Below are 22,394 nucleotides of genomic sequence, written 5' to 3'. Positions count from 1 at the left end.
GGGGCGGCCGTGCTGGCCGCAAGGCCGGCCAGCACGGCCGCCCCGTTTCCGAGACCACGGGCGCCAGCGGCGAAGCGCCGCATTTTAAGAAGATTCCTTTGAGGTTTTTTACCTTAAGAGGCTTTCAAAGCATAATCCCTTCAAACTCGCCCTGAAAGGGCGACGGCCTGGGGCCGGAATTTTCCCTGCCGAGCCTGCCGCGAAAGCGGCGGCAGCGGCAGGGGAAATTCCGGCCCCATCTTCGTACCGCCAACGCCAACCCTCCCGGTGCCCGCAGCCTTCCCCGCAGCACCACGCCGCCCGGGGGGACCGGGGGGAGTGACTCCCCCCGGCGGGTGCAGGGCAGAGCCCTGCCGGGGTCCGGGGCAGCGCCCCGGCAGGGTCCGGGACAGCGTCCCGGAGATCAATCGACGTACTTCTGGGCGTAGGCGGCGTCGTTGTAGAGGGCTTCGCCGTGCTTGTCCTTACCGAAGGAGCGGATGATGTTCTGGCCTTCGGGCGAGGCGACGAAGGTGATGAAACCGACGGCGGTTTCCGAGGCCGGTTTGCCGTCTTTCTGGCCGCACAGGGCGTGGTAGGTATTTACGAGTTTCTTGTCGCCGGAGAAGAGGATTTTGAGTTTGGGCATGTTTTTCTGTTCGGCGGCCCAGGTGCTGCTGTCGGTCATGAAGTAGCCGCCCTCGTCGTTGGCGCGTTTGAGGGTCGCGGTCATGAAGTCTTTGGTGACGATGTACCAGTCGCCTGCGGGGGTGGTGCCGGCGTCCTTCCAGATGCCCAGTTCTTTTTTGTGGGTGCCGGAATTGTCGCCGCGGGAGTAGAATTTCGCCTTGGCATCGGCGATGGCCTTGTAGGCGTCGGCGGCGGATTTGGCTTTGGCGATGCCGGCGGGGTCGTTTGCGGGGCCGACGATGAAGAACTCGTTGGAGCCGATGAGGGTGGGGCAGCCGGCCCAGCCTTCGGCCACGGCTTTTTTCTCGGCGGCGGGGGCATGGACCATGATCATGTCCACTTCGCCGTTCTTGAGCATGTCGAGGGACTGTCCGGAGCCGGCTTTGACCCAGTCGAGGCGGCAGCCGGCCTTGGCGCAGTAGGCCTGGCCCAGTTGTTCGAGCAGCCCCAGTTCGCCAGGACTGCCGGTGGCCAGGGTGAATGTTTTTGGGCCGTTGCCGTAGCCCGCCTCCACTTTGGGGCCGGCCAGAGCCGTGGTGGCGCACAGGATGCAGAAAGCGGCGAGGCAGAGAATGCGGGTACGGATGCGGAACATGGCGGAACCTCCCGTGTTGTTTTGCGCCATCGTTATCAAGAATCACGATTTACGTCCAGGACGTGATTCTTAATTCTCTGTAAAATCGAGCGATTATATTAAAAATGACAGTACGCCCAAAACATGCTTGACACCCTTTACACGTAATCCCATTACGTGTTTTGATGCATTTAGAATGTGACGGGCATTCCTGATCTCATGGAAAAAAACGATTTCGCGACAGCTTTCGGCCGCAGGCTGCGCCAGGTGCGCCGCCTGGCGGATCTGACCCAGGCCGCTCTGGCCGAGCGCTCCGGCATGTCGCTCGAGCACCTCAACAAGATCGAGCGGGGCGCGGCCGCGCCTTCGCTTGCGGCCATCGAGGCCCTGCAACGGGCGCTCGAGGTGGAGCCGGCGTCGCTGTTTCTCTTTGCCGAAACCATCGAAGAGGGGGACGCGGAGCGTTTCGAGACAGAGAGCCTTTCCTCTTCCCGGCTCGGCGTTTTCGGCCTGCACCCGGACACGGGCATGGTCCGGCCCGCGCCGTCGTTGCGCCGACTGCTCGGCTGTTCCGGGAAATCCCGCCTGGAGCCGGTGGAGGGTTTTCTGCAGGGCCTTTTCGCCACCAACGCCCCGGCCGTTGCCGAGGCCCTGGCCGTGCTCAAATCCCCGGGCGACCGGCGCGTGTGCGGCGTCACGTTCTTGCGCCACGACGGCGAGACCCGCCGGGGCACACTGGTCCTCGAGATGCTGCGCAACGCCGACGCCCGCGGCCGGCTGGTGCTTGGCGTGCTCATCGACATTTCGGAGCGGGTGCGCCTGATGCGGATCATGCACGGCGAGACCGCGCGCATCGAGCGCAAGGTGCAGGAACGCTCGGCCAAGCTCGAGCGGGCCAAGGAGCGGCTGCGCCGGGAACGGGACGCCCTGGCCGTGCGGGAACGCCGCTACCGCGAGGCCTTCGAGCACTGCCCCACGGGCATCTGCCACATTGCGCCCACAGGCGCGCTGCTCGACGCCAACCCCTCCCTGGCCAGGCTTTTCGGGTTCGACACGCCGCAGCAGATGTGCCGGGAGGTGACGCATTTCGGCAGGCAGCTCCACGCCGACCCGGAGCGTTTCGAGCAACTGCGCGACAGGCTCAGGGAAGCCGGCCACGTCGGCGGTTTCGAAACCGGCGGCCGCCGCCGGGACGGCTCCTCGTTCATCGCCCGTTGCGAGGCGCGCAGCGTGGCCGACGCCGACGGCGCGGTCCAGTACTACGAAGCCTTCGTGGAAGACCTCCAGGACATGGCCAGCGCGGAACAGTACCTGCGCCGCTATTCCCGTATCATCGCCGCCTCCACGGACATGGTCTCGCTCATCGACGGGAACGGCTGTTACCTGTTCGTCAACGACGCCTACACGGCGGCCTACGGGCTGCCGCGCAACGCCATTATCGGCCGGCACGCCTCGGAGTTCCTGGGCAAGGAATTCTACGAGACACGGGTCGCCCCGCGGCTCGCCCGCTGCATGGCCGGGGAAACCGTCGCCTTCGAGAACTGGACGCAGCTGCCGGCTCTCGGCCGCCGCTATCTCAGCGCACGTTATGCGCCCTGGACCGACGAGGACGGGGTCAAAAGCGTTGTGGCCAACATCCGCGACATGACCGAGACGCGGCTGGCCGTTGAGGAGCTGCGCGAAAGCGAGAAAACCACTTCCATCCTGTACCGGGTGTCCAGCGCCGTGGCCTCGGAAGAGGATATGGACAGCCTCTACCGCACCATCCGCAACATCCTCGGCGAGGCCATCGACGCGCGGGAGTTCTTCATCGGCCTGGTCGACCACGAGAAAGACCGCCTGGAATTCGTCCACTGCGTGAGCGAATCCCAGCCGCCGCTGCCCCCCGTGACCGACCTCGCGCGACGCCTGACGCCCGTGACGCGCAACAACATCACCGACTACCACGAGGCCGACGCGATCATCGAGATCATGCGCACGGCCCATCCCCTGCTCGTGACCCGCCGGGGCATGCGCCTGACCGGCCTGTCCTGCCCGGGCCGCCAGCCGGAGGCGCTCCTTGGCGTGCCCATCCGCGTGCGCCAGGAAGTGCTCGGGGTCATGGGCGTCATGCATTTCAGCGATTCGAGCCGGTACGGCCGCAAGGACGCGGAACTCATGCTGTCGGTGGCCGAGCAGCTGGCGCTCGGCGTGGAGCGCCGGCGCAACCTCGACGCCCTGCGCGCCGCCAAGGAGGAGGCCGAGGAGGCCAACCAGGCCAAAAGCCGCTTCCTGGCGAGCATGAGCCACGAGATCCGCACGCCCATGAACGCCATCCTGGGGTTGACGGAGGTGGTCCTGCGCACGGAGCTTGGCGGCGAGCAGCGGGAATACCTGGACACGGTGCGGGACGCGGCGCGGCATCTGCTCGGCATCCTCAACGATATCCTGGATTTTTCCAAAATCGAGGCCCGGCGCATGGTGCTTGACGCCACCGTGTTCGCCCCGACTGCCCTGGCCGAGGCCGTGGTCAAGACCCTGGACGTGGGGGCCGCGGCCAAGGGGCTGCGCCTGTCGCTCGAGATCGCGCCGGGCGTGCCCGGCTACGTGTGGGGCGACGAGGGCCGGGTGCGCCAGATCCTGGTCAACCTCATCGGCAACGCGATCAAGTTCACCGACGAGGGCGCGGTCACCTTGCGCCTGTCCGCGGTCCGGGCCGAAAGCGGCGAGAGCCGCCTGTCCTTTGCCGTGTCCGACACCGGAATCGGCATTTCCCCCGCCATGCAGGAAGCCATTTTCGACAGCTTCCGCCAAGCCGACAACTCCACCGCCCGCCAGTACGGCGGCACAGGTCTCGGGCTGGCCATCAGCCGGGAACTGGCCGAGCTCATGGGCGGCGACATCCGCGTCTCCTCGACGCCGGGGCAGGGCAGCACCTTCGTCTTCAGCGCGCCCTTCCCCGTGGCCGGAGACGCCGCTCCCGCCCCCCTGCCCAAGACCGCCCCGCCGCCGCCGAGCCGGAAACTGCGCGTGCTCGTGGCCGAGGACAACCCGGTCAACACCAAGCTCATGACCATCCACCTCGGCAAGCTCGGCTACGAAAGCGTCACCACCACGTCGGGCGAGGCGGCCCTGCGCCGGCTGTCCGAGGAATCCTTCGACCTCGTGCTCATGGACATCGAGATGCCGGCCATGGACGGCCTGACCGCCGCGCGCATCATCCGCGCCGGCGGCAGCCCGGAGCAGCCCATCCGCGACAAGGACGTGCCCATCGTCGCCGTGACGGCCCACGTGTCCGGGGAGGTGCGTCAGGCCTGCGCCGAGGCCGGCATGAACGCCTATGTGGGCAAACCCGTGAACCTCGAGGAACTGGCCGCCACCATCGGACGGCTCGCCGCGGCGCAGCCGGGCCAGGGCGACGCCGCCACGGCCAAGGCCCGGGACTGCCCGAGCGGCGTCCTGGACGTGCCCTGGGCCCTGGCGCGCCTGGGCATCGAGCCCGAGCTGTTCGCCCCCATCCTGGCCACGTCCCTGGACGAATTCGCCAAACGGCTGCAGGGAGCCAGCGCCGCACTGGCTGCCGGGGACATGGGAACCCTGCGCCTGCACGCCCATACCCTCAAGTCCACGGCCGCGACCATGGGGGCCGGGGAATGCCTGCTCCTGGCCAGGGAACTGGAAGCCGCGGCGGCCAGGCCCGAGACGGACCGGTCGGCCCTGGCCGACCTGCTGTCCCGGCTGGGCTGGGCCGGTAACGCCGTCGCCGACGCGGCGGCCAAGCCTTGACGCCCCGCGTCCAAGGTGACAGGGAAACCCTCAACGCCGCGCCTTCCGGGCAGCGGCACAGGATATCCGCCATGCCGCTATTGCTGATCGCCGACGACTCCATGTTCCAGCGCTTCCAGGCCGCCAAGGTGGCCAAGGAAGCGGGATTCGACGTCATCGAGGCCAAGGACGGCCAGGAATGCCTGCGCCAGGCCCGGGAGCACGAGCCCAAGGCCGTGCTGCTCGACCTCAACATGCCGGACCCGGGCGGCCTTGCCGTCATGGAAATCCTGTCCAGGGAACAGCCGCGGATCGCCGTCATCGTAGTGACCGCCGACATCCAGGAATCCACGCGCAACCGTTGCCTGGAACTCGGCGCCGTCTGCTTTCTCAACAAACCCGTGGACGCCGCCTCCCTGCGCGAAGCCCTGGAACCTTTCGGCCGTTAGGACCCGGCAGCCATGCCCCTTTCCGCGTTGCAACTCGACATCCTGCAAGAGCTCATCAACATCGGCGTCGGCCGCGCCGCCGGCATGCTCAACCAGATGGTCAACACCCACATCCAGCTCCAGGTGCCGGTGCTGCGGGTGCTGACACAGTCCCAGTTGAGCGAACTCTACGCCGAACGGCCCAATTCCGTCTTTTCCGCGGTCCAGCTGGGATTCTCCGGCGAATTCGCCGGCATCAGCGCCCTGATCTTCCCGCCCGAGTCCGCTTCCAAGCTCGTGGCCGTGGTGCTCGGCAAGGAAGAAGGCCTGGCCGACGACGAGGCCATGCGCCGGGGCACCCTCCAGGAAGTGGGCAACATCGTCTTAAACGGCGTCATGGGCTCCATCGCCAACATCCTGCGCGAACCGCTGCGCTATTCCCCTCCGGACTTCATCGAGGACGACATCTCGAGCATCGTCGGCCAGGGCACGGGCATGATCCTCGTGGCCCGCACCCAGTTCAGCATGAAGGACCACCTCATCGAAGGCGAGGTGCTCATCATCTTCAGCCTCTCCTCCTTCGATTCCCTGCTCGCCGCCATCGACGCCCTGGCCGGCGCGTAACGCCCCCCGCCTCCCCGAATGTCCGCAACGGCCCCACGCAAGGCGCGGCCGCGAAGAAAGCCGCTGTTTCCTCGAAGGCAACACCCTTGAAAGGTTGTTTTCCTTTGAAAAATACTGCCGTATTTTTGAAGGGGCGCCACGCTATCCCGCGACGAGGGACACCATCCTGTCGATGGCCCCGGGCCAGACCGTGTCCAGGGTCATGAGCGCGGTCAGGCCGATGAGCCCCGCCACCGTGGCCCAGGCCACGGTGTTGAAAACCGGGCCGTTGACGAACGCGCCCATGAGCCGTTTGTCGTTGATGAGCAGGAGCATGAGGATGAGCACGAAGGGCAGCACCACGCCGTTGACCACCTGGGACACGTACATGACGGCCAGAAGCGGCATGCCCGGGACCAGAATGGTGAGCGCCCCGGCGGCCACGCTCAAGGTGAACAGCCAGAAGAACTCCGGGGCCTTGCGGAAATCCTTGTCGATGCCGAGCTCCCAGCCCATGGCCTCGCAGATGTAGTAGGCCGTGGACAGCGGCAGCACGCCGGCCGCGAAAAGCGAGGCGTTGATGAGCCCCACCGCGAAGAGCCCCGAGGCGTAGCGCCCGACCAGCGGCTCGAGCGCCCGGGCCGCGTCGGCCGCGGTTTCCACGGACTGGCCGTGCCCGTAGATCGAGGCGGCGCAGGACACCACGATGAAAAGCGCCACGGCCACGGCGAAAAAGCAGCCCACCACGACGTCCAGGCGCGTGTAGCCGTAGTTCTCGGCCGTGATGCCCTTCTCCACTACGGCGGCCTGCTGGTAGAACTGCATCCAGGGCGCGATGGTCGTGCCGACGAGGCCGATCATCATGGCCACGTAGCCGCCGTCGGCCCGGAACGTGGGCGTTACCGAAGCCTTGGCCACATCGAGCCAGGGCACGTCGGCGGTGAGCGCGGCCAGGGGATAGGCCAGGTAGATCACGCAGGCGACCAGGAACACCCGCTCCACGATGCGGTAGGAGCCCTTGACGATGAGCAGCCAGACGAGCGCCGCGGCGATGGGCACGGACACGAACTTGGAGACGCCGAAGATCTCCATGCCCGCGGCGATGCCCGCGAATTCCGAAATGGTGTTGCCGAGGTTGGTCAGAAAAAGCGCGATCATGATGTAGAACGTGGTGCGCAGGCCGAACGACTCGCGGATCAGGTCGGAAAGCCCCTTGCCCGTGACCGCGCCCATGCGGGCGCACATCTCCTGCACGACGACCAGGGAGACGGTGGTCGGGATGAGCATCCACAAAAGCGAGTAGCCGTATTGCGCCCCGGCCAGGGAGTAGGTGGTGATGCCGCCGGCGTCGTTGTCCACGTTGGCGGTGATGATGCCCGGGCCGAGAAGGGCCAGGAACAGGAGCAGGCTTTTGCGCAAGGATTTCTTCTGCGGCGCGGCGGCAGCGGCTGCGGTCATAGGCGTTCCCCGTGTGCGGATGCCGGCCTACATGGCGGCAAAACGTTTCTTGGTGACGGATTCGGGCAAAAACATTTCCAGCACGTCGTCGGCGGGCACGATGCCGGCCATGTGCCCGGCGTCGTCCACCACCGGCACGGCGAGGAGGCTGTACTTGGCGATGAGCTCCATGACCTCGGAGGGCGTGGCGTCCACATGCACGGACTTGAGCCCCACGGTCATGATCTCGGCCACGGGGGTCCTCGGCGGGGCGAGCAGCAGGCGCTTGAGCGTGACCACGCCAAGGGGCGTCTCGTCGCCGCGGATCACGTAGACATAATAGATATTGTCGATCTCCGCGCCGACCAGGCGGATGTAGTTGATGGCCTCCTCGGCGGTCATGGCCGGGGGCACGAAGGCGAAGAGGTTGTTCATGAGGCCGCCGGCGGTGTCCTCCTCATGTTCGAGGAGTTCCTGCACCATCTCGGCGTCCTCGGCGTCCATGAGGCCAAGCAGTTCGCGGGCCTTATCCTCGGGCAGGTCGCCGAGAAGGTCGGCCGCGTCATGGGGCTCCATTTCCTCCAGGATGTCCGAGGCCTGCTCGCTGTCGAGCTGGCTTATGACCTTGACGCCGAGTTCGGTGTCGAGTTCGCCCATGGTTTCGCCGAGCGTTTCGGGATCGAGGGACCCGAGCACGGTGCCGGCTTCCTTGTGGGGCAACTGGGCAAGGATCTCGGCGATGTCGGCCGGATGCATGTCGGTCAGGCGCTCGCGGGCCACGGTCAGGGTCAGGCGGTCGGCGTTGGGGTCGAGCTGGGCCACGAAGCGCCAGTCGATCTCCCGGACGGGCAGTTTCGCGCCGAAAAGTCCGGCCAGCCAGTTCCAGAAACGCAGCTGGCCCAGGCGGCGGGCCATGCCGCGCAACCCCACGTCCACGGCGGCGACGAGCAGGTTCGCCCCCCGCGTCGCGAGTTTGAGATCGTTGACGCGCACCACCTTGGCCCCGTCCACGTCCACGATCTGCCGATCAAGGATGTCGCGGCGCAACCGGATATCCGGCGCGTCGGCGGCATGCGCTTCGGCATGGCCGGCGGCGTCGGGATCGGCCGAGACCACGACCGGGGTGAAAAGGTTGACGGCCCGCCAGGGGATAAACCGCCGTTCCCCTTGCGCGCGGATGAAAAGCCCGGACACCACGGGCAGGGTCTCGCCCGGGACCAGGCGCAGGTCTTCCAGACGGCCGAGCGTCGCCCCGGACGGATCGATGACGGGCCGCCCCAGCACGGCGCTGACGTACAGTTCGCTCATGGCAGGCCTCCCCTGCTGCGGACGCCGCGAAAGGGCCGCGCGCGGCCGGTCCGGGCGTCCATGTGTGCAATCGCCGCCGCAAGGGCGCGGCGGGCGCACATGGAACAATCGGGTGAAACGCGAAACAGACGGCCGGAGCCGCCGGAGCACTACGACGAAGGCAGGGGGCTTGCTGACGGAGGTTCGGGGGCATGCGCCGCGCGCTCGGAGCGATACCGGCGCGGACACGCAAAAAGACTGACCGCCGCAAGGGAGCGGCCGGCATAGGGAAGGGGTCGCGAGGCGACGCTGTAGGACCGGATGAAGGGCGTGTTCATCGGGCGCCTCCTTTTCTGCCGCCGCCTGTCCGGCGGGCTGGCGGAGGCGACCCGTCTCCGCAAGGGGAGGGGGACGTCGGCGCGGGCCTTTTGGGCAGGGGGGCTATCTCAAAAGCACGTGCAAAACCGCTTGGTTTTCGCAACAACTACTGTACGGATCGTCCATTTTTTCCTCTAAAGGGTTACCGTGGTGGTTCGGCTTTAAGCCCGCAAGGCCGCCTTGTCAACCGGCCCGGGCGCCAACGGCCGCTATCGCCGCATTGAGCACGGAGGACGTGGCACCGCTGTCGTTACCGCCACTGGACGCGCTTTGTTGCCGCAAGGCCTGGGCATATTCGTTTTGCACTTGCATCAATTGCGTCTGCAACTGCATCAACTGCGCCTGCTTCTGCTCCTGGGGCAAGTCCTGGCTTTGCAGTTCCTGGATCTGCTGCATCAGTGCCTCAATGCGTTCCTTGAGCTTCTGGACCTTGTTGTCGGCCTCGTCCGACTCGTCCTGCGACGTGCCTTCCGACGCCTGGCCGGCGGACGTGCTGCGCCCCTGCGCGGCGTCGCCCGAGGCCTTGCCCGCCGTGGCGACGGAAAGGGCCTTGCCCGCATCGGAAAGGGTCACACTGTCGCCCGCGGCCTCCGCCACTGTGTCCGTCGCCGCCTGCGCCCCGCCGGAAACGCTTTCGGACAGCCGAAACGCCGTCAGGGACGTCGCCATGTCGCTGTAGGGGGAAAGGGCGTGCAATGCGTTCATGCCGGCCTCCTTGCCAGCATGCTTATCGGCCTTCCCGCACGAAGATTTAGGTGGCAACGTAACGGAAAACGTTTTTTCCCGTCGGAAAGGCGAGATGCGAGGGGCCGCGCAAAGGCGCGGTCGCGCTCCCCGGCCCCCCGCTCACTCAACCCGCCGCGCCGTAGGTGGTGGAAGCGGTATTACCGCCGGTGCCGCTCGAGCTGGAAGAGGAATTCTCCTCCTCCAGGGCCTGGGCGTATTCCGTCTGGAGCTGGGCCAGTTCGGACTCGAGCTGCATCTTCTGGGCCTTCTTCTCGTCCTCGGAAAGCTGCTGGCTGTCGAGCTTCTCGATTTCCGCCTGGACCTGCTGGATCTGCTCCTTGAGGTCGTCGAGGGTGTCGTCGGAATCGTCCGAATCGTCGTCCTCGTCCGAGGAACCGCCCGAAGCGCCACCCGCGGACATGCCCTGGGCGGAAGCGGCCGACGAGCCCTGCGACGCGGTCGAATCGGTCGCGGCGGCGGTATCCGTCGTGTCGGTGTCGGCGTCGGTGTCCGAATCGGTGGAGGACGCCGTGGTCGTCGCGGCATTGGCGTTGCTGGCCGTGGTCGTCGTCGAGGATGCGGACAGGGAATACATTGCCTTGGCCTCGTCGGAAATGGTCACGGTGTCGCCGGAGGAACCCGACGACGAGCCCGAAGAGGTGTCGGAGTCGGTTTTGCCGGTTCCGGTGAGGCTGAACGTTCCATAGGCCGACGCCGTGTCGACGTATGACGTGAGGGAGCTGATGGCTGCCATGCTGGCCTCCTTGTTTTCGCTCCCTATCGGCCCTGCGCACCGGATATTTAGGGTCATTTTCATAATAATATTTTTTTATTTTCAACAAAAAAACTGTATCCGAAGAGGGAAAGGACCGTCCGTCGATGCAACGATGTCTGCAACATTTGTAATTTCGCAGAACCATACCTTACTGCAATCAATAAGTGCGACCATTTTCCATCGGAAACCGTTTACGGCAATGCGTCGACAGGCAGACGCAAAAGCATTGCATCGGTTACACATCCAGACAAAAAAGGCGCGCCCGCAAACGCGGCGCGGGAGGAAAAACGGAGGCCGGCCGAACGAGACGCTACGGGCAGGAACAGCGGCCGTCGCCCGACCGCCCGAGCAGGCGGCCGGCGGCGTCCTTGTCCAGGGGACGCGAGAACATGAACCCCTGCGCCTTGTCGCAGGCGCACTGGCGCAGCCGGTCGAGCTGGTCCTCGCGCTCCACGCCTTCGGCGATGACGGTAAGGCCCAGGCTTCGCGCCAGGGAGATGATGGACTTGACGATCTCCTGGCTCTCGCCGTCGCAGTCCGCGCCGCTGATAAACGAGCGGTCGATCTTGAGGTGGTCGATGGGCAGCTGGCGCAGGTAGGACAGGGAGGAATAGCCCGTGCCGAAGTCGTCGATGGCGATCTTGACGCCAAGGGCCTTGAGGCGGGACAGCTCCTTGGCCGTATGCCGGGCGTCGTGCATGAGCACGGATTCGGTGATCTCGAGCTTGAGACAGTCCGGCGGCAGGCCGGTTTCGGCGAGCACCTGCGCCACGTGCTCCACCAGCCCGTCCTTCACGAACTGACGGCAGGACACGTTGACGCTGACCGAGAGCCCGCGCGCGAAGGGGTAGTCGCGCTGCCAGTCGCGCAGCTGCCGGCAGGCCTCGGCGATGACGAAGCGCCCGAGCGGCAGGATGAGCCCGGTCTCCTCGGCCAGGGGGATGAACTGCACCGGCGGCACCAGCCCACGGGTGGGGTGGTCCCAGCGCACGAGGGCCTCGAAACCCTCGATGCCGCCGTGCTGCACGTCCACGATGGGCTGGTAGTGGAGCAGGAGCTCGCCGGCGGTCAGGGCCTGGCGCAGGTCGGCCTCCAGGCTGATGGCCTCAAGGATCTCCTCGTGCATCTTGCGGTCGAAGACCATGGACGGCCGGCCCTGCTCCTTGGCGCGGTACATGGCGATGTCGGCGTCGCGCAGGATGTCCTCGGCCGAGACGTAGTCGCGGGTGCGCAGCACAATGCCGACGCTCGCCCCCGGGGTCACGACGGCGCCGCACAGGGGGAAGGGCTGGGCCAGGACCGTGCTGATGCGGTCCACCACGGACATGACTTCCTTTTTGGATTTGAGCTCCTCGAGGATCACGGCGAACTCGTCCCCGCCGAGCCGAGCCACGGTGTCCATGCCGCGCACGCAGCGGACAAGCCGCTGCGCCACCTCGACCAGCAGCGCGTCCCCTGCCTGGTGGCCCAGGGTGTCGTTGATCCCCTTGAACTTGTTGAGGTCGATCATGAGCACGGCGTACTGGTAGTCGTCGCGGCGGGCGGCGCGGGTGAGCGCCCGCTCCAGGCGGTCGGCGAACAGGCTGCGGTTGGGCAGGCCCGTCAGGGCGTCGTGAAAGGCCTGGTGGGTGATCTGCGCCTCGAAGGCCTTGCGCTCGGAAATATCCTGGTAGATGTAGACGATGCCCTGGGGCGTCCCCTGGATCACGATGGGGAAGCCGATCATGGACACGGGCAGCAGCCGGCCGTCGCGGTGGCGGCGCGCGGTCTCGCGCTCCACCGACTTGCCGGACAGGATGGCGCCGCGCACGTTCTCGCATTCCGTAAGCAGGTGGTCGGGCACGATGAAGGCGCGCATGCCGTAGCCCTTGATATCCGCCGCGCGGAAGCCGAACAGGCCCTCGAAGGCCGCGTTGACGTCCACGATGTTGCGGTGCATGTCGATCAGCGAAATGGCCTGGGGCGAATTGGCGAACAGCTGCGAGAAATAGGCGCGCTGGGCCGCGAGCGCCTCCTCGGCGCGCCTGCGGTCGGTGATGTCCACCACCGTGCCTTCGTAATAAAGCGGCCGGCCGGCGGTGTCGCGCACGACCCGGGCGTTTTCGGAAATCCAGATGACCGTGCCGTCCTTCTTGCGGATCTCGGACTCGAAATTGCGCACCTGGTCGTGGGCGGCGAGTTCGCGCACGAAGTCGTCGCGACGGCTCGGCACGACGTAGAGCTGGTTTTTGATGTCGCGGAAATGTTCGGTCATTTCGGCCACGGAGTCGAAACCGTAGATGCGGGCCAGGGTGCCGTTGACTTCCAGATAGCGGCCTTCGGGCGTGGTCTGGAAGATGCCCTCCACGGCGTTTTCGAAAATGGAGCGGTACTTGCGCTCGGCGGCGCGCAGCTGCTGCTCGGCGCGGCGGCGGCTGGAGATGTCGCGAAAGAGCATGCAGGTGACCGGCTTGCCGGCACTTGCGCCCACCACGAACTGGGAAACGCTCACGTCCGCCACGTGGCCTTCGCCGGCGCTCCAGCGGGTCTGGCGCAAAAACGCCGCGCCGGAGAGACTCCAGACCTCGCCGTCCTCGCCCATGCGGCTTTCCACGGGACGCACCACCGCGCGCAGGTCCTCGCCCACGACCTCTCCCGCCTCCACGCCGAAAAGCGCCTCGAAGGCCGCGTTGACGGCCAGCACGGCACCGTCGGCGTCGCGCAGCACGGCGGCGTTGGGGGAGCATTGGAACACGCGACGAAAGGCGTCGTCAGGAACATCGGGAAGAGCGCCCGGGGAATCGATAGCCATATTTCGCCTCTGGAAAGATTCCCGATGCTTTGCAGTATGCGCAGGCCGTTGTCAACCTATTGGAATCAAACGACTAAACAATAAATTCGCGTGACCGTGTTACATTTTAGTCAATAATCCCGAATTGTTGTCCACACCCGGGGAGCCCGAACACGCCAGAGGCCGGAAAACCGGGAAATCGACGTTGACGGATGAAAATCAGGGGGTATAGTAAAAATACTGCGGCCCTCCCTTCCCAGGGGAGAGAATCGACGCAGCGTCCGGGTCGGCACAATGCCGACAATCTGGTTGTGTCCCACATGAAAGGAGGTTTTTATGAAAATTCGTCGCATCGTTTCGATGTTCGCCCTCGCTTTCGCACTTCCTGTCCTTGTCCTTGCATTCGCCGGCATTGCCCGGGCCCAGGCAATGCCGCAAAACGCCATGACGTCGCAGCAACAGGCCATCCTGGCCGAAACCTGGACGCTGACGCCCCAAAAGACGGCCAAGGCGGGCTTCACGGGCCTGCCGCTTCGCAACTGCGAGGGCCTCTCCTGCGGCGTGCTGGGCAAGATGGCCCTCGGCGACCGGATCGACATCCTGATCGACGACCGCGAAGGCTGGGCGCTGGCCCATGTGCCGAGCCTCAACCTCTACGGCTGGGTCAACACGCACAACATCTACTGATCCCGCGAGGCGGATACCGCTCCCGGGGCCGGCCGGCGCGTGCAGCGTCCGGCCGGCCCCTTCGTTTCGCCGCGTCCGGCCCCATTTGACCCCTTGCCGGTTTTGGCCTATTTTTCTTGTTTCTTGCGGCCATGCCGGCCGCCTGAACCCCACCAGCAACGAGGTCCAGCCATGACCGCACCCGAAGCGGACGAAAAGGACAAATCCGGCCCGGTCGCGGGCCGCGATTTCATACGCCAGATCATCGACGAGGACATGAAAACCGGCAAATGGGGCGGACGCGTCCACACCCGTTTCCCGCCGGAACCCAACGGCTACCTGCACATCGGCCACGCCAAGTCCATCTGCCTCAATTTCGGCCTGGCCAGGGATTTCGGCGGCCAGTGCAACCTGCGCTTCGACGACACCAACCCGGCCAAGGAAGAGGTGGAATACGTCGATTCCATCCAGGAAGACGTGCGCTGGCTCGGTTTCTCCTGGGACGACCGGATGTTCTACGCCTCGAACTATTTCGACCAGCTCTACGCCTTCGCCGAGACGCTCATCGAAAAGGGCCTGGCCTACGTGGACGACCTGTCCCAGGAGGAAATCCGCGCCTACCGCGGCACCCTGACCGAGCCCGGCAAGGACAGCCCGTACCGGGGCCGCTCCGTCGCGGAGAACCTGGATCTTTTCCGCCGCATGCGCGCGGGCGAGTTCCCGGACGGGGCCAAGGTGCTGCGCGCGAAAATCGACATGCAAAGCCCCAACGTCGTGCTGCGCGACCCGGTCCTCTACCGCATCAAGCACGTGGAGCACCACCGCACGGGCGACGCCTGGTGCGTCTACCCCATGTACGACTACACGCACTGCATCTCGGACTCCCTCGAGGGCATCACCCACTCCATCTGCTCGCTGGAATTCGAGAACAACCGGCCGCTCTACGACTGGGTCCTCGACAACCTGCCCGTGCCCTGCCACCCGCAGCAGATCGAGTTCGCGCGCCTGAACCTCTCCTATACGGTCTTAAGCAAGCGCAAGCTCATCCAGCTCGTCACGCAAAAGGTCGTCTCCGGCTGGGACGACCCGCGCCTGCCGACCCTGAGCGGCATCCGCCGCCGCGGCTACACCCCCGAGGCCATCCGCGACTTCTGCGAGCGCATCGGCATCTCCAAGGCCGAGAACATGGTGGACATGGCCCTGCTCGAGCACTGCCTGCGCGAGGACCTCAACCGCAGCGCCAAGCGCGTCATGGCGGTGCTGCGGCCGCTCAAGGTCGTCATCGAGAACTACCCCGAGGGGCAGGTGGAGGAAATCGATTTCCCCTACCACCCCGAGGATGCCTCGCTCGGGTCGCGCAAGGTGCCTTTTACGCGGGAAATCTACGTCGAGCGCGACGACTTCATGGAAACGCCGGCGAAAAAATGGTTCCGCCTCGCCCCCGGGGCCGAGGTGCGCCTGCGCTACGCCTACTACGTGACCTGCACGGGCGTCGTGAAGGACCCGGCCACGGGCGAAGTGACCGAGCTGCGCTGCACCCACGACCCGGCCACCAAGGGTGGCTGGTCCTCCGACGGGCGCAAGGTCAAGGGCACGCTCCACTGGGTGTCGGCCGCCCATGCCGTGCCGGCCGAAGTGCGCCTCTACGACCGGCTCTTCACCAAGGAAAACCCCACCGAAGGCAAGGGCGACTTCATGGACGCCCTCAACCCCGACTCGCTGGAAGTCATCCCCGAGGCCCTCGTCGAGCCGAGCCTGGCCGCGCTCCCCGTGGGCGAGCGCGTCCAGTTCGAACGCCTGGGCTACTTCTGCGTGGACAAGGACTCCACGCCGCAAAAGCGCGTCTTCAACCGCGCCGTGGCCCTCAAGGATTCCTGGGCCAAGGCCGGGGGCCGGTAGACCAAAGAGGGGAAGAAGAAAAAGAAATGCCTCCGGCGGCCAGGAGGGGCCGGGGGCCCCTCCTGGACCACCCCGAAAGGGGGAGAGGCCCGCACGAGGTGGCATGAGCGGTCAAAGGTTTTGTACGCGCCCGTTGGGAAACGAAATCCCGGCGGGCGCGTGCATTTCACGAAGCCACCAGCGTAAATAGCAGGGAAAAGAGTTACGGGCGCGCAACCTGCGCCAGGCGGCGGCAAGAGGGCTTCGCTCAAGGCGAGGGCATGGCTGCAACCGCCCAGCGCGGGGCGCAAAGCCGCACAGCCGGCCACCGTAGCGCATTGCCCGCCGGGCAATAACGAAAACCCCAAAAAGCGGAAAAGGACTCCCGGGTCGCCATCCCTGGAGTCCTTTTCCTAAATTTGAAGTTCTTGGAGGAAGGATGCCTAGCGTATAGCAAGGGGCGGGCCAAACTTGCCAGCTGGCCAATTATATTTTTTTATCATGGCATTTCAAAGTATTAGAAAATCACCCGGCCGCTTCGCCGACAACAGACGCAGGATTTTCGGTACAGAATCCTGTACCGGTCCGGGCAAGCCGGCCAAGGGGGGTACAAGGGCTTGTACCGTCCGCCTCCCGGGGAGGATGCCGGCAAAGTTCCACGCAGCGTGCGCGTTGGGGCTTCCAAGCCGCGCCCGGGCGGTATATCGTGGCTGCATGGGGAGACCGGGCCGTCCCGGAAGAATTTTGGCCACGCGCCCGGAGGAGGTTTCGTCCATGAAGTTGTTCGTGCTGCCGCTTTTTTGCATCCTCGCCGCCGCCCTTGCGGGCTGCGGCGTCAGCAGGCCGCTGACCGATTCGGAATTCCGGGGCTTTTGCTACACAACCATCGGCCGCAAGGCCTCCTGCGACACCATCATCCTGTGCGACGAATACGACACCGACGTGCTCTCGACCAAGCACGCCTCCCGGGCCGACTGCGCCAAGGGCTGCGAGACCGTCTACGACCGCCAGTACGTGCCCAACGAATTCATCGGCTGCGGCCCGACCGTGCTGGCCGCCTACAACTGGTGCGTCAAATACTGCAACACCAACTACCCGGAGTGACGGGCCGTTGTTTCACGCAGTGACTCCCCGGCGCGAGGACGTTTCATCCGGTCAACCGGCTCGGGCCCGAGCGCCAGGGACGCGGCATGCCTTCAAGGCGCAACCTGCTGCGATAATACGATTTTACTGAAAACATTCGCGCCACCATTTCCGGCACGGTTCTTGCTTCGTCCCGTATACTTCTTGGGAGGAAGCATCATGTCTCTGCAAAGCGCCATGGAATTCGTCAACCGGCTCCGCGAGGATCAGGCTTTCCGCTGGGCCCTTGGAGAGTGCCGCAACAAATGGGAGCGCCGTCGCTTCGTCGTCACCCAGGGCTACCGGTTCACCCCGGCCGAGCTCGTGTGCGCCACGAGCCCCGGAGGCAACGTCACCGACGACCGCTCGGCGGTGATCGAACGGGTGCGCCGCCAGCAGCACGGCCACGGTTCCTACGCCTTCATGTAGCCGTCGCGCCATCCGCCCGGTCCGCCGCCGCTCGCCACGGCGCGCGGGCCTTGCGGTCTAGCGCCCTTGCCGCGCTCGCCGGCTTTTTCGCCGTACCCGGGACGCTCCGCGCCGCGACAACCAACGTCGCGGACGGCCTCATGGACCACTCCGCGGCGTTGGTTGTCGCCGGCTTCGCCTTCCTGCTTCTGTGCGGCCTCGTGATCTGGCAGCGGCTGCGTTGCCTGAAACGGACGCGTCGCGACCGGGATCTGCTGCGGGAACTCGCCATCGGGCGCGACCTGCTCGAAGCGGTGTTCGAGGCCACAAGCGACGCCATCCTGGTCCTCGACGAGAACTTCCGGGTCGTTTCCGCCAACCGCACCGCCGCCGCCCGTTTCGGCTGCGACATGGACGCGTTCATCGGCTGCGAAATCCTCACCCTGACCGATCCGGCCATTGTGGAGTCCCGGCGGGACCGCTACCGGCTGGCCCTGGAAACGGGGCGTCCCATCGCCTTTCGCGACGTCCGCGACGGCCGGTCCCTGGAAAACGTCCTGCATCCCCTCCCGCCGGGCCCAGGCGGCGAACGCAGGCTCGCCGTCTACGCCCGCGACGTCACGCGGGAGCTCGCCAGCCGCCAGATGCTCGCGGAAAGCCGCGACCGTCTGGCCAAAATCCTGCGCCTGACCCCGGTCGGCATCGCCATCGTCACCTCCCCCGAGGGCCGCTACCTCGAAGTCAACGAGGCCTTTCTCGCCGGCACCGGCTATACGCGCCAGGACGTCATCGGCCGCACCCCCGAGGAACTCGGCTTCTCCATCGTCCCGGCCGACCGCGCCCGCATCGAGAACGCCCTGGCCAGCGAGGGACTGATCCAGAACATCGAACTCGAATACCGCCTGCGGGACGGCGACAAGGGCACGGTGCTTTTCTCCGCGATCACCCTCGAAGCCTATGGCCAGCCCTGCATGCTGTCGGTCATCGTGGACATCACCGCGCGAAAGGCCATGGAACAGGCGCTGCTCCTGGCCAAGGACGAGGCCGAAGCGGCCAGCCAGACCCAGCTGCGCTTCCTGTCCGTCATGAGCCACGAGATCCGCACGCCCATGAACACCATCCTCGGCATGGTGGACCTGCTGCGCGACTCGGGCCTCACTTCCCACCAGGAAGAGTTTCTCGCCGCCCTGGAGCAGGCCGGGGAAGGCCTGCTCGCGCTGCTGTCCGACATCCTGGACGTGTCGCGCATCCAGTCCGGCCGGCTGCGCCTGGCGCGCGAGGCTTTCGATCCCCGCGCCCTGGCGCGGGAGGCCCTGGCCGCCCATGCCGCCCGGGCCGCGGCCAAGGGTTTGGCCCTTTCCCTGGTCGAGGCGCAGGATATGCCGCAAGCCGCCGTGGGCGATCCGGCGCGGATACGCCAGGTCCTCCACAACCTCCTCGACAACGCCGTGAAGTTCACGCGCGTTGGCGCGGTGCGCCTGGACGTCGGCCTGGAACGGAACGCGGCCGACACGCCGCGGCTGGTGTTCGCCGTGACCGACACCGGGATCGGCATCCCGCCGGAGAAGCAGGAACGGATCTTCGAGCCCTTTGCCCAGGCCGACGGGAGCACGACCTCCCGTCCCTACGGCGGCACGGGCCTGGGTCTCACCTTAAGCGCCATGCTGGCCCGAAGCATGGGCGGCCGGCTGCGGCTGGCCAGCCGCCCCGGACAAGGCAGCGTCTTCACCGTGACCCTGCCCCTGGCCCTCCCGGATGTAGCGCAGGAGGAAGCGACGTTCGTCCTTTGAGCCGTGGACAGCCGCGCATCAAAAGGATACGGTCGGAAAGAATGGCAAAGCCCCTGTTGCGGAGGTTCCACGATGGCCAGAAGGACATACGCCGACGAAGCGACGCAGGAACTGCGTGAGATCGCGCGCCACGCCGGGGCGCTGCTTGACGCCACGGCGGGAGAAGCCGACGAGCGCATCAAGAAAGCCCGGGCGCAACTCGAAGAACGGTTGGCCGTGGCCAAGGGAAAATACGCGGAACTCGACGGCATCCTTGACGAAGCCCTCGGGGACGCCGCGGCCGCGGCCGACCGCGTGGTGCGCGAACGCCCCTACCATGTCATCGGCGGCGCGTTCCTGGGCGGGCTGCTGCTTGGCTGGTTCATGAGCAGGAAGTAGCGTGGCCGCACGACCCGGCCCCCTGGCCGAACTGCTCGAGGCCGGCACGGCCGTCGTCGGCGTGCTGGCCGACATCCTGGCCACGCGCCTGGAGCTTGCCGGCGTCGAGGCCCGGGAGGCCGCCGTACGCCTAGTCCAGCTGTGCATCCTGGCGTGCCTCGGCTGCGGCCTGCTGCTTCTCGGCCTTGGACTGTCGCTCCTGGCCGCCGTGCTGGCCACGCCGCCCCCTTACCGGGCGCTCGCGGCCGCCGGCGGCGCGGTGCTGGCCCTCGGCGCGGGCGCGATCTTCCTGTGCGGCGTCCGGCGGCGGCTGGCACGCGCCCCGCGCCTTTTCACGGAGAGCGTCCGGGAGTTGCGAAAGGACAGGGAATGTTTCTAGACGGCCGTTTGCGCGCCCTTGAGGGCGAAAAGAAGCGCCTGTGTGCCCGCGCCGCGCTGGAGCGCCGGCTGCTCGAGGTCGAATGGGGCATGGCCAAGGCCGGCGGGGCGCGGGAATGGTCACGCCTGCGCGACGGCTGGGACCTGGCCGCCCGGCTGTTCGGCCTGTTGCGCCGGCGTTGAACCGGCCATCGCGCCGCGATCATGGCGGGAGAGGCATGTGAGACGCTTTCCCCAGACGCTCTCCATCCGGGCGGGACTCGTGCTCCTGGCCCTGCTGGCCGTCCTGCCGGCCCTGACCCTCCAGGTCTACGACGGCGTGAAGCAGCGCCGCCACCTCGTCGCCGACGCCACCATGGAAGCCCGGCGCGCCGCGGCGGCCATGGCCGAGTCCCAGGCCCGCATCACCGAGAGCACGCGCCTTCTGCTCGCCACCCTGGCCGCCATGCCCGAGGTCAGGCGCATGAACACGGCCGCCTGCGGCGCGCTGTTCGCCTCCCTGCTCAACGACAATCCCCTCTACATCAACATCCTGGCCGTGGACCGCCACGGCGACATCTTCGCCTCCGGCCTTCCCTTTGGCCGCGTCAATCTCGCCGACCGCAAGCACGTCATCGACGCCATGACCTCCGGGGGCTTCAGCGCGGGCGAATACATCGTCAGCCGCACGGGATACGATTCCGCCTTTCCCTACGCCTTGCCTTTCCGGGACGAACACGGGCAGATCGCCGGAGTGCTCATCGCCTCCATCAAGCTGTCGCATTTCGACGACGCCTTCGACCGGATGCTCATGCCCGCTGGCTCGATCCTCGGCATCACCGACCACCAGGGCATCCGCCTGTACTACCGCCCCAAATCGCCCACCAACCCCCCGGGCGCTCCCATCCGGGAGGAGGTGTGGAAAGCCATCTCCGCGGGCCCCAAAAACCAGGGCGTGGTGTTGCTGCCGGGCTCCGACGGCTTCAAGCGCTTCTACGCCTTCCAAAGGCTCTCGCTTGGCCCGGACCAGACGCCCTACATGTATTTCGTGGTCGGCCTGCCCGAAGCCACAGTCCTCGGCGCGGCGCGCAAGTCCCTGGCGGGCAACCTGTTCTTCCTGGCGGCCTCGGCCCTGCTCGCCCTGTGCGTGGCCTGGTTCTTCGGCGGTCCGGTCATCGCCAAGCGTCTGGACCGCCTGGCCGATACCGCCGGCCGCATCGGCCAAGGGGACCTCGCCGCCCGCACCGGCCTGCCCCACGGCGAGTCCGGCATCGCCAAGGTAGCCAAGAACCTCGATGCCATGGCGAGCCTGCTCGCCGCCCACGACGCCGCGCGGGAGCAGGCCCTGTCTGCGCTGCGCCAGAGCCAGGAACGCATGGGGCACATCGCCTCGAGCATGGCCGACTGGATCTTCGAAACCGACGACGAGGACCGCTACGTCTACATCAGCGAGAAGGTCGCCCGGACGCTGGGCTGCGAACCGGGCGCGCTGCTCGGCAAAACCCCCTTCGATTTCCTGGCCCCTGGCGAGGAGGACGCGTTCCGGACGGCGTTTGCCCAGGCCAAGGCCGCCCGTGCGCCCATCCGCGACCTCACGGCCTGGCGCGCCACGCGCGACGGCGACAAGCGCTGCGTCCTGACGAGCGCCGTGCCCTGGCACGACGAAACCGGCGCGTTCAAGGGCTACCGCGGCGTGGACAGGGACGTCACGGCGAGCGTGCGCGCGCAACAAAAACTCCGCCAATCTCTGGGGGAAAAGGACATCCTGCTCAAGGAAATCCACCACCGCGTCAAGAATAACCTCCAGATCATCTCCGGCCTGCTCTATCTCCAGGAAGAGCGCGTCCACGACCCCGTGGCCCTGGAGAGCTTTCGCGAAAGCCGCAGCCGCATCGCCTCCATGGCCCTGGTCCACGAGGAGCTTTATCGCTCGAACGACCTCGCGCGCGTGCGCCTCGACCACTACATCCAGGAACTGCTGCCGCGCCTGTTGGGGCACGACCAGAAGACGCCGGTCATCGCCTACGACTGCCGCCTCGCCTCCGTGGACGTGCCCATCGAAAAAGCCGTGCCCGCGGGCCTGGCCCTCAACGAACTGCTGACCAACGCCTACAAACACGCCTTCCAGGGACGCCCGGCCGGCATCCTGCGCCTGCGCCTCGAGGCCGATGCCCATACCGTGACCATCATCGTCGCCGACGACGGGCCGGGCCTGCCCCCGGATTTCGACCTCGAGGCGACAGGCACCCTCGGCATGCAGCTCGTCGCCAACCTCGCCCGCCAGCTCGGCGGCGAGGTGCATGGCGGCAACGACGCGGAAGGGGCCGTGTTCACCCTGCGCTTTCCCCGTTGACGCCGTTGGGGGCCCCTTTTCAATACGCCCGGGCGGCGCGCTGTCACGGCG

The 22,394-nt window shown here is 66.5% G+C and carries 18 protein-coding genes; 12 read left to right on the top strand and 6 right to left on the bottom strand.

The features are described from left to right. Positions 1-403: 403 nt before the first annotated feature. Positions 404-1,264, bottom strand: a complete 861-nt coding sequence (locus Q368_RS0103245; protein WP_043784773.1) for an ABC transporter substrate-binding protein — start codon at positions 1,262-1,264, stop codon at positions 404-406. 198 nt (positions 1,265-1,462) lie between these two features. Between Q368_RS0103245 and Q368_RS22910 the strand changes: the two genes are divergently transcribed. The 3 genes from Q368_RS22910 to Q368_RS0103230 all read left to right on the top strand — a co-directional run bounded on the left by Q368_RS22910 (position 1,463) and on the right by Q368_RS0103230 (position 6,039). Next, on the top strand, positions 1,463-5,008 hold the full coding sequence (locus Q368_RS22910) for an ATP-binding protein (RefSeq protein WP_043784769.1): 3,546 nt from the start codon (positions 1,463-1,465) through the stop codon (positions 5,006-5,008). 71 nt (positions 5,009-5,079) lie between these two features. Then, entirely contained in the window at positions 5,080-5,436 is a 357-nt protein-coding gene (locus Q368_RS0103235) for a response regulator (RefSeq protein ID WP_029457294.1), read from the top strand. Between the two features lie 12 nt (positions 5,437-5,448). Next, positions 5,449-6,039 (top strand): chemotaxis protein CheX, encoded by a 591-nt coding sequence (locus Q368_RS0103230; protein ID WP_029457293.1) that lies wholly within the window; start codon positions 5,449-5,451, stop codon positions 6,037-6,039. A 141-nt stretch (positions 6,040-6,180) separates the two neighbouring features. Here Q368_RS0103230 and Q368_RS0103225 read toward each other — a convergent pair whose 3' ends face one another. From Q368_RS0103225 to Q368_RS0103200, 5 genes are all read right to left on the bottom strand, one after another. Further along, on the bottom strand, positions 6,181-7,476 hold the full coding sequence (locus tag Q368_RS0103225) for an Nramp family divalent metal transporter (protein ID WP_029457292.1): 1,296 nt from the start codon (positions 7,474-7,476) through the stop codon (positions 6,181-6,183). Between the two features lie 27 nt (positions 7,477-7,503). After that, the gene (locus Q368_RS0103220) at positions 7,504-8,763 is read right to left on the bottom strand and encodes a magnesium transporter (RefSeq protein WP_029457291.1); all 1,260 of its coding nucleotides are present in this window, start codon (positions 8,761-8,763) and stop codon (positions 7,504-7,506) included. A gap of 540 nt (positions 8,764-9,303) precedes the next feature. Continuing rightward, complete coding sequence (locus Q368_RS22905) at positions 9,304-9,825, bottom strand: hypothetical protein (protein WP_043784763.1); 522 nt, start codon at positions 9,823-9,825, stop codon at positions 9,304-9,306. 145 nt (positions 9,826-9,970) lie between these two features. After that, positions 9,971-10,600, bottom strand: coding sequence for a hypothetical protein (locus Q368_RS0103205; protein WP_029457288.1), 630 nt, complete (start codon positions 10,598-10,600; stop codon positions 9,971-9,973). Positions 10,601-10,931: 331 nt separating this feature from the next. Continuing rightward, positions 10,932-13,412 carry a sensor domain-containing protein gene (locus Q368_RS0103200; protein ID WP_029457287.1) on the bottom strand — a complete coding sequence of 827 codons (2,481 nt, stop codon included), beginning with the start codon at positions 13,410-13,412 and terminating at the stop codon, positions 10,932-10,934. Positions 13,413-13,727: 315 nt separating this feature from the next. On the opposite strand from Q368_RS0103200, the gene Q368_RS0103195 reads away from it, so the two are divergent. The 9 genes from Q368_RS0103195 to Q368_RS0103155 all read left to right on the top strand — a co-directional run bounded on the left by Q368_RS0103195 (position 13,728) and on the right by Q368_RS0103155 (position 22,343). Continuing rightward, positions 13,728-14,078: an SH3 domain-containing protein gene (locus Q368_RS0103195; protein WP_029457286.1), complete on the top strand. Its 351-nt coding sequence runs from the start codon at positions 13,728-13,730 to the stop codon at positions 14,076-14,078. A 171-nt stretch (positions 14,079-14,249) separates the two neighbouring features. Beyond that, positions 14,250-15,956, top strand: a complete 1,707-nt coding sequence (locus tag Q368_RS0103190; RefSeq protein ID WP_029457285.1) for a glutamine--tRNA ligase/YqeY domain fusion protein — start codon at positions 14,250-14,252, stop codon at positions 15,954-15,956. Positions 15,957-16,709: 753 nt separating this feature from the next. Beyond that, a complete protein-coding gene (locus Q368_RS0103185; protein ID WP_029457284.1) occupies positions 16,710-17,039 on the top strand; it encodes a hypothetical protein in 330 nt (109 codons plus the stop codon). Between the two features lie 198 nt (positions 17,040-17,237). After that, complete coding sequence (locus Q368_RS0103180) at positions 17,238-17,486, top strand: Nif11-like leader peptide family natural product precursor (protein ID WP_029457283.1); 249 nt, start codon at positions 17,238-17,240, stop codon at positions 17,484-17,486. Between the two features lie 50 nt (positions 17,487-17,536). After that, positions 17,537-19,255 (top strand): ATP-binding protein, encoded by a 1,719-nt coding sequence (locus Q368_RS0103175; protein WP_052359997.1) that lies wholly within the window; start codon positions 17,537-17,539, stop codon positions 19,253-19,255. 72 nt (positions 19,256-19,327) lie between these two features. Further along, a complete protein-coding gene (locus tag Q368_RS0103170; RefSeq protein WP_029457281.1) occupies positions 19,328-19,633 on the top strand; it encodes a DUF883 family protein in 306 nt (101 codons plus the stop codon). Position 19,634: 1 nt separating this feature from the next. After that, on the top strand, positions 19,635-20,012 hold the full coding sequence (locus Q368_RS0103165) for a phage holin family protein (protein ID WP_029457280.1): 378 nt from the start codon (positions 19,635-19,637) through the stop codon (positions 20,010-20,012). Beyond that, a complete protein-coding gene (locus tag Q368_RS0103160; protein WP_029457279.1) occupies positions 20,003-20,194 on the top strand; it encodes a hypothetical protein in 192 nt (63 codons plus the stop codon). The genes Q368_RS0103165 and Q368_RS0103160 overlap by 10 nt, the downstream gene beginning before the upstream one ends. Before the next feature lie 37 nt (positions 20,195-20,231). Continuing rightward, positions 20,232-22,343: a histidine kinase dimerization/phosphoacceptor domain -containing protein gene (locus tag Q368_RS0103155; protein ID WP_029457278.1), complete on the top strand. Its 2,112-nt coding sequence runs from the start codon at positions 20,232-20,234 to the stop codon at positions 22,341-22,343. Positions 22,344-22,394: the final 51 nt, after the last annotated feature.

The sequence above is a fragment of the Solidesulfovibrio alcoholivorans DSM 5433 genome, assembly GCF_000702665.1.
GTDB classification, from domain to species: Bacteria; Desulfobacterota; Desulfovibrionia; order Desulfovibrionales; family Desulfovibrionaceae; genus Solidesulfovibrio; species Solidesulfovibrio alcoholivorans.
This window is presented reverse-complemented; position numbering and strand designations above follow the sequence as displayed.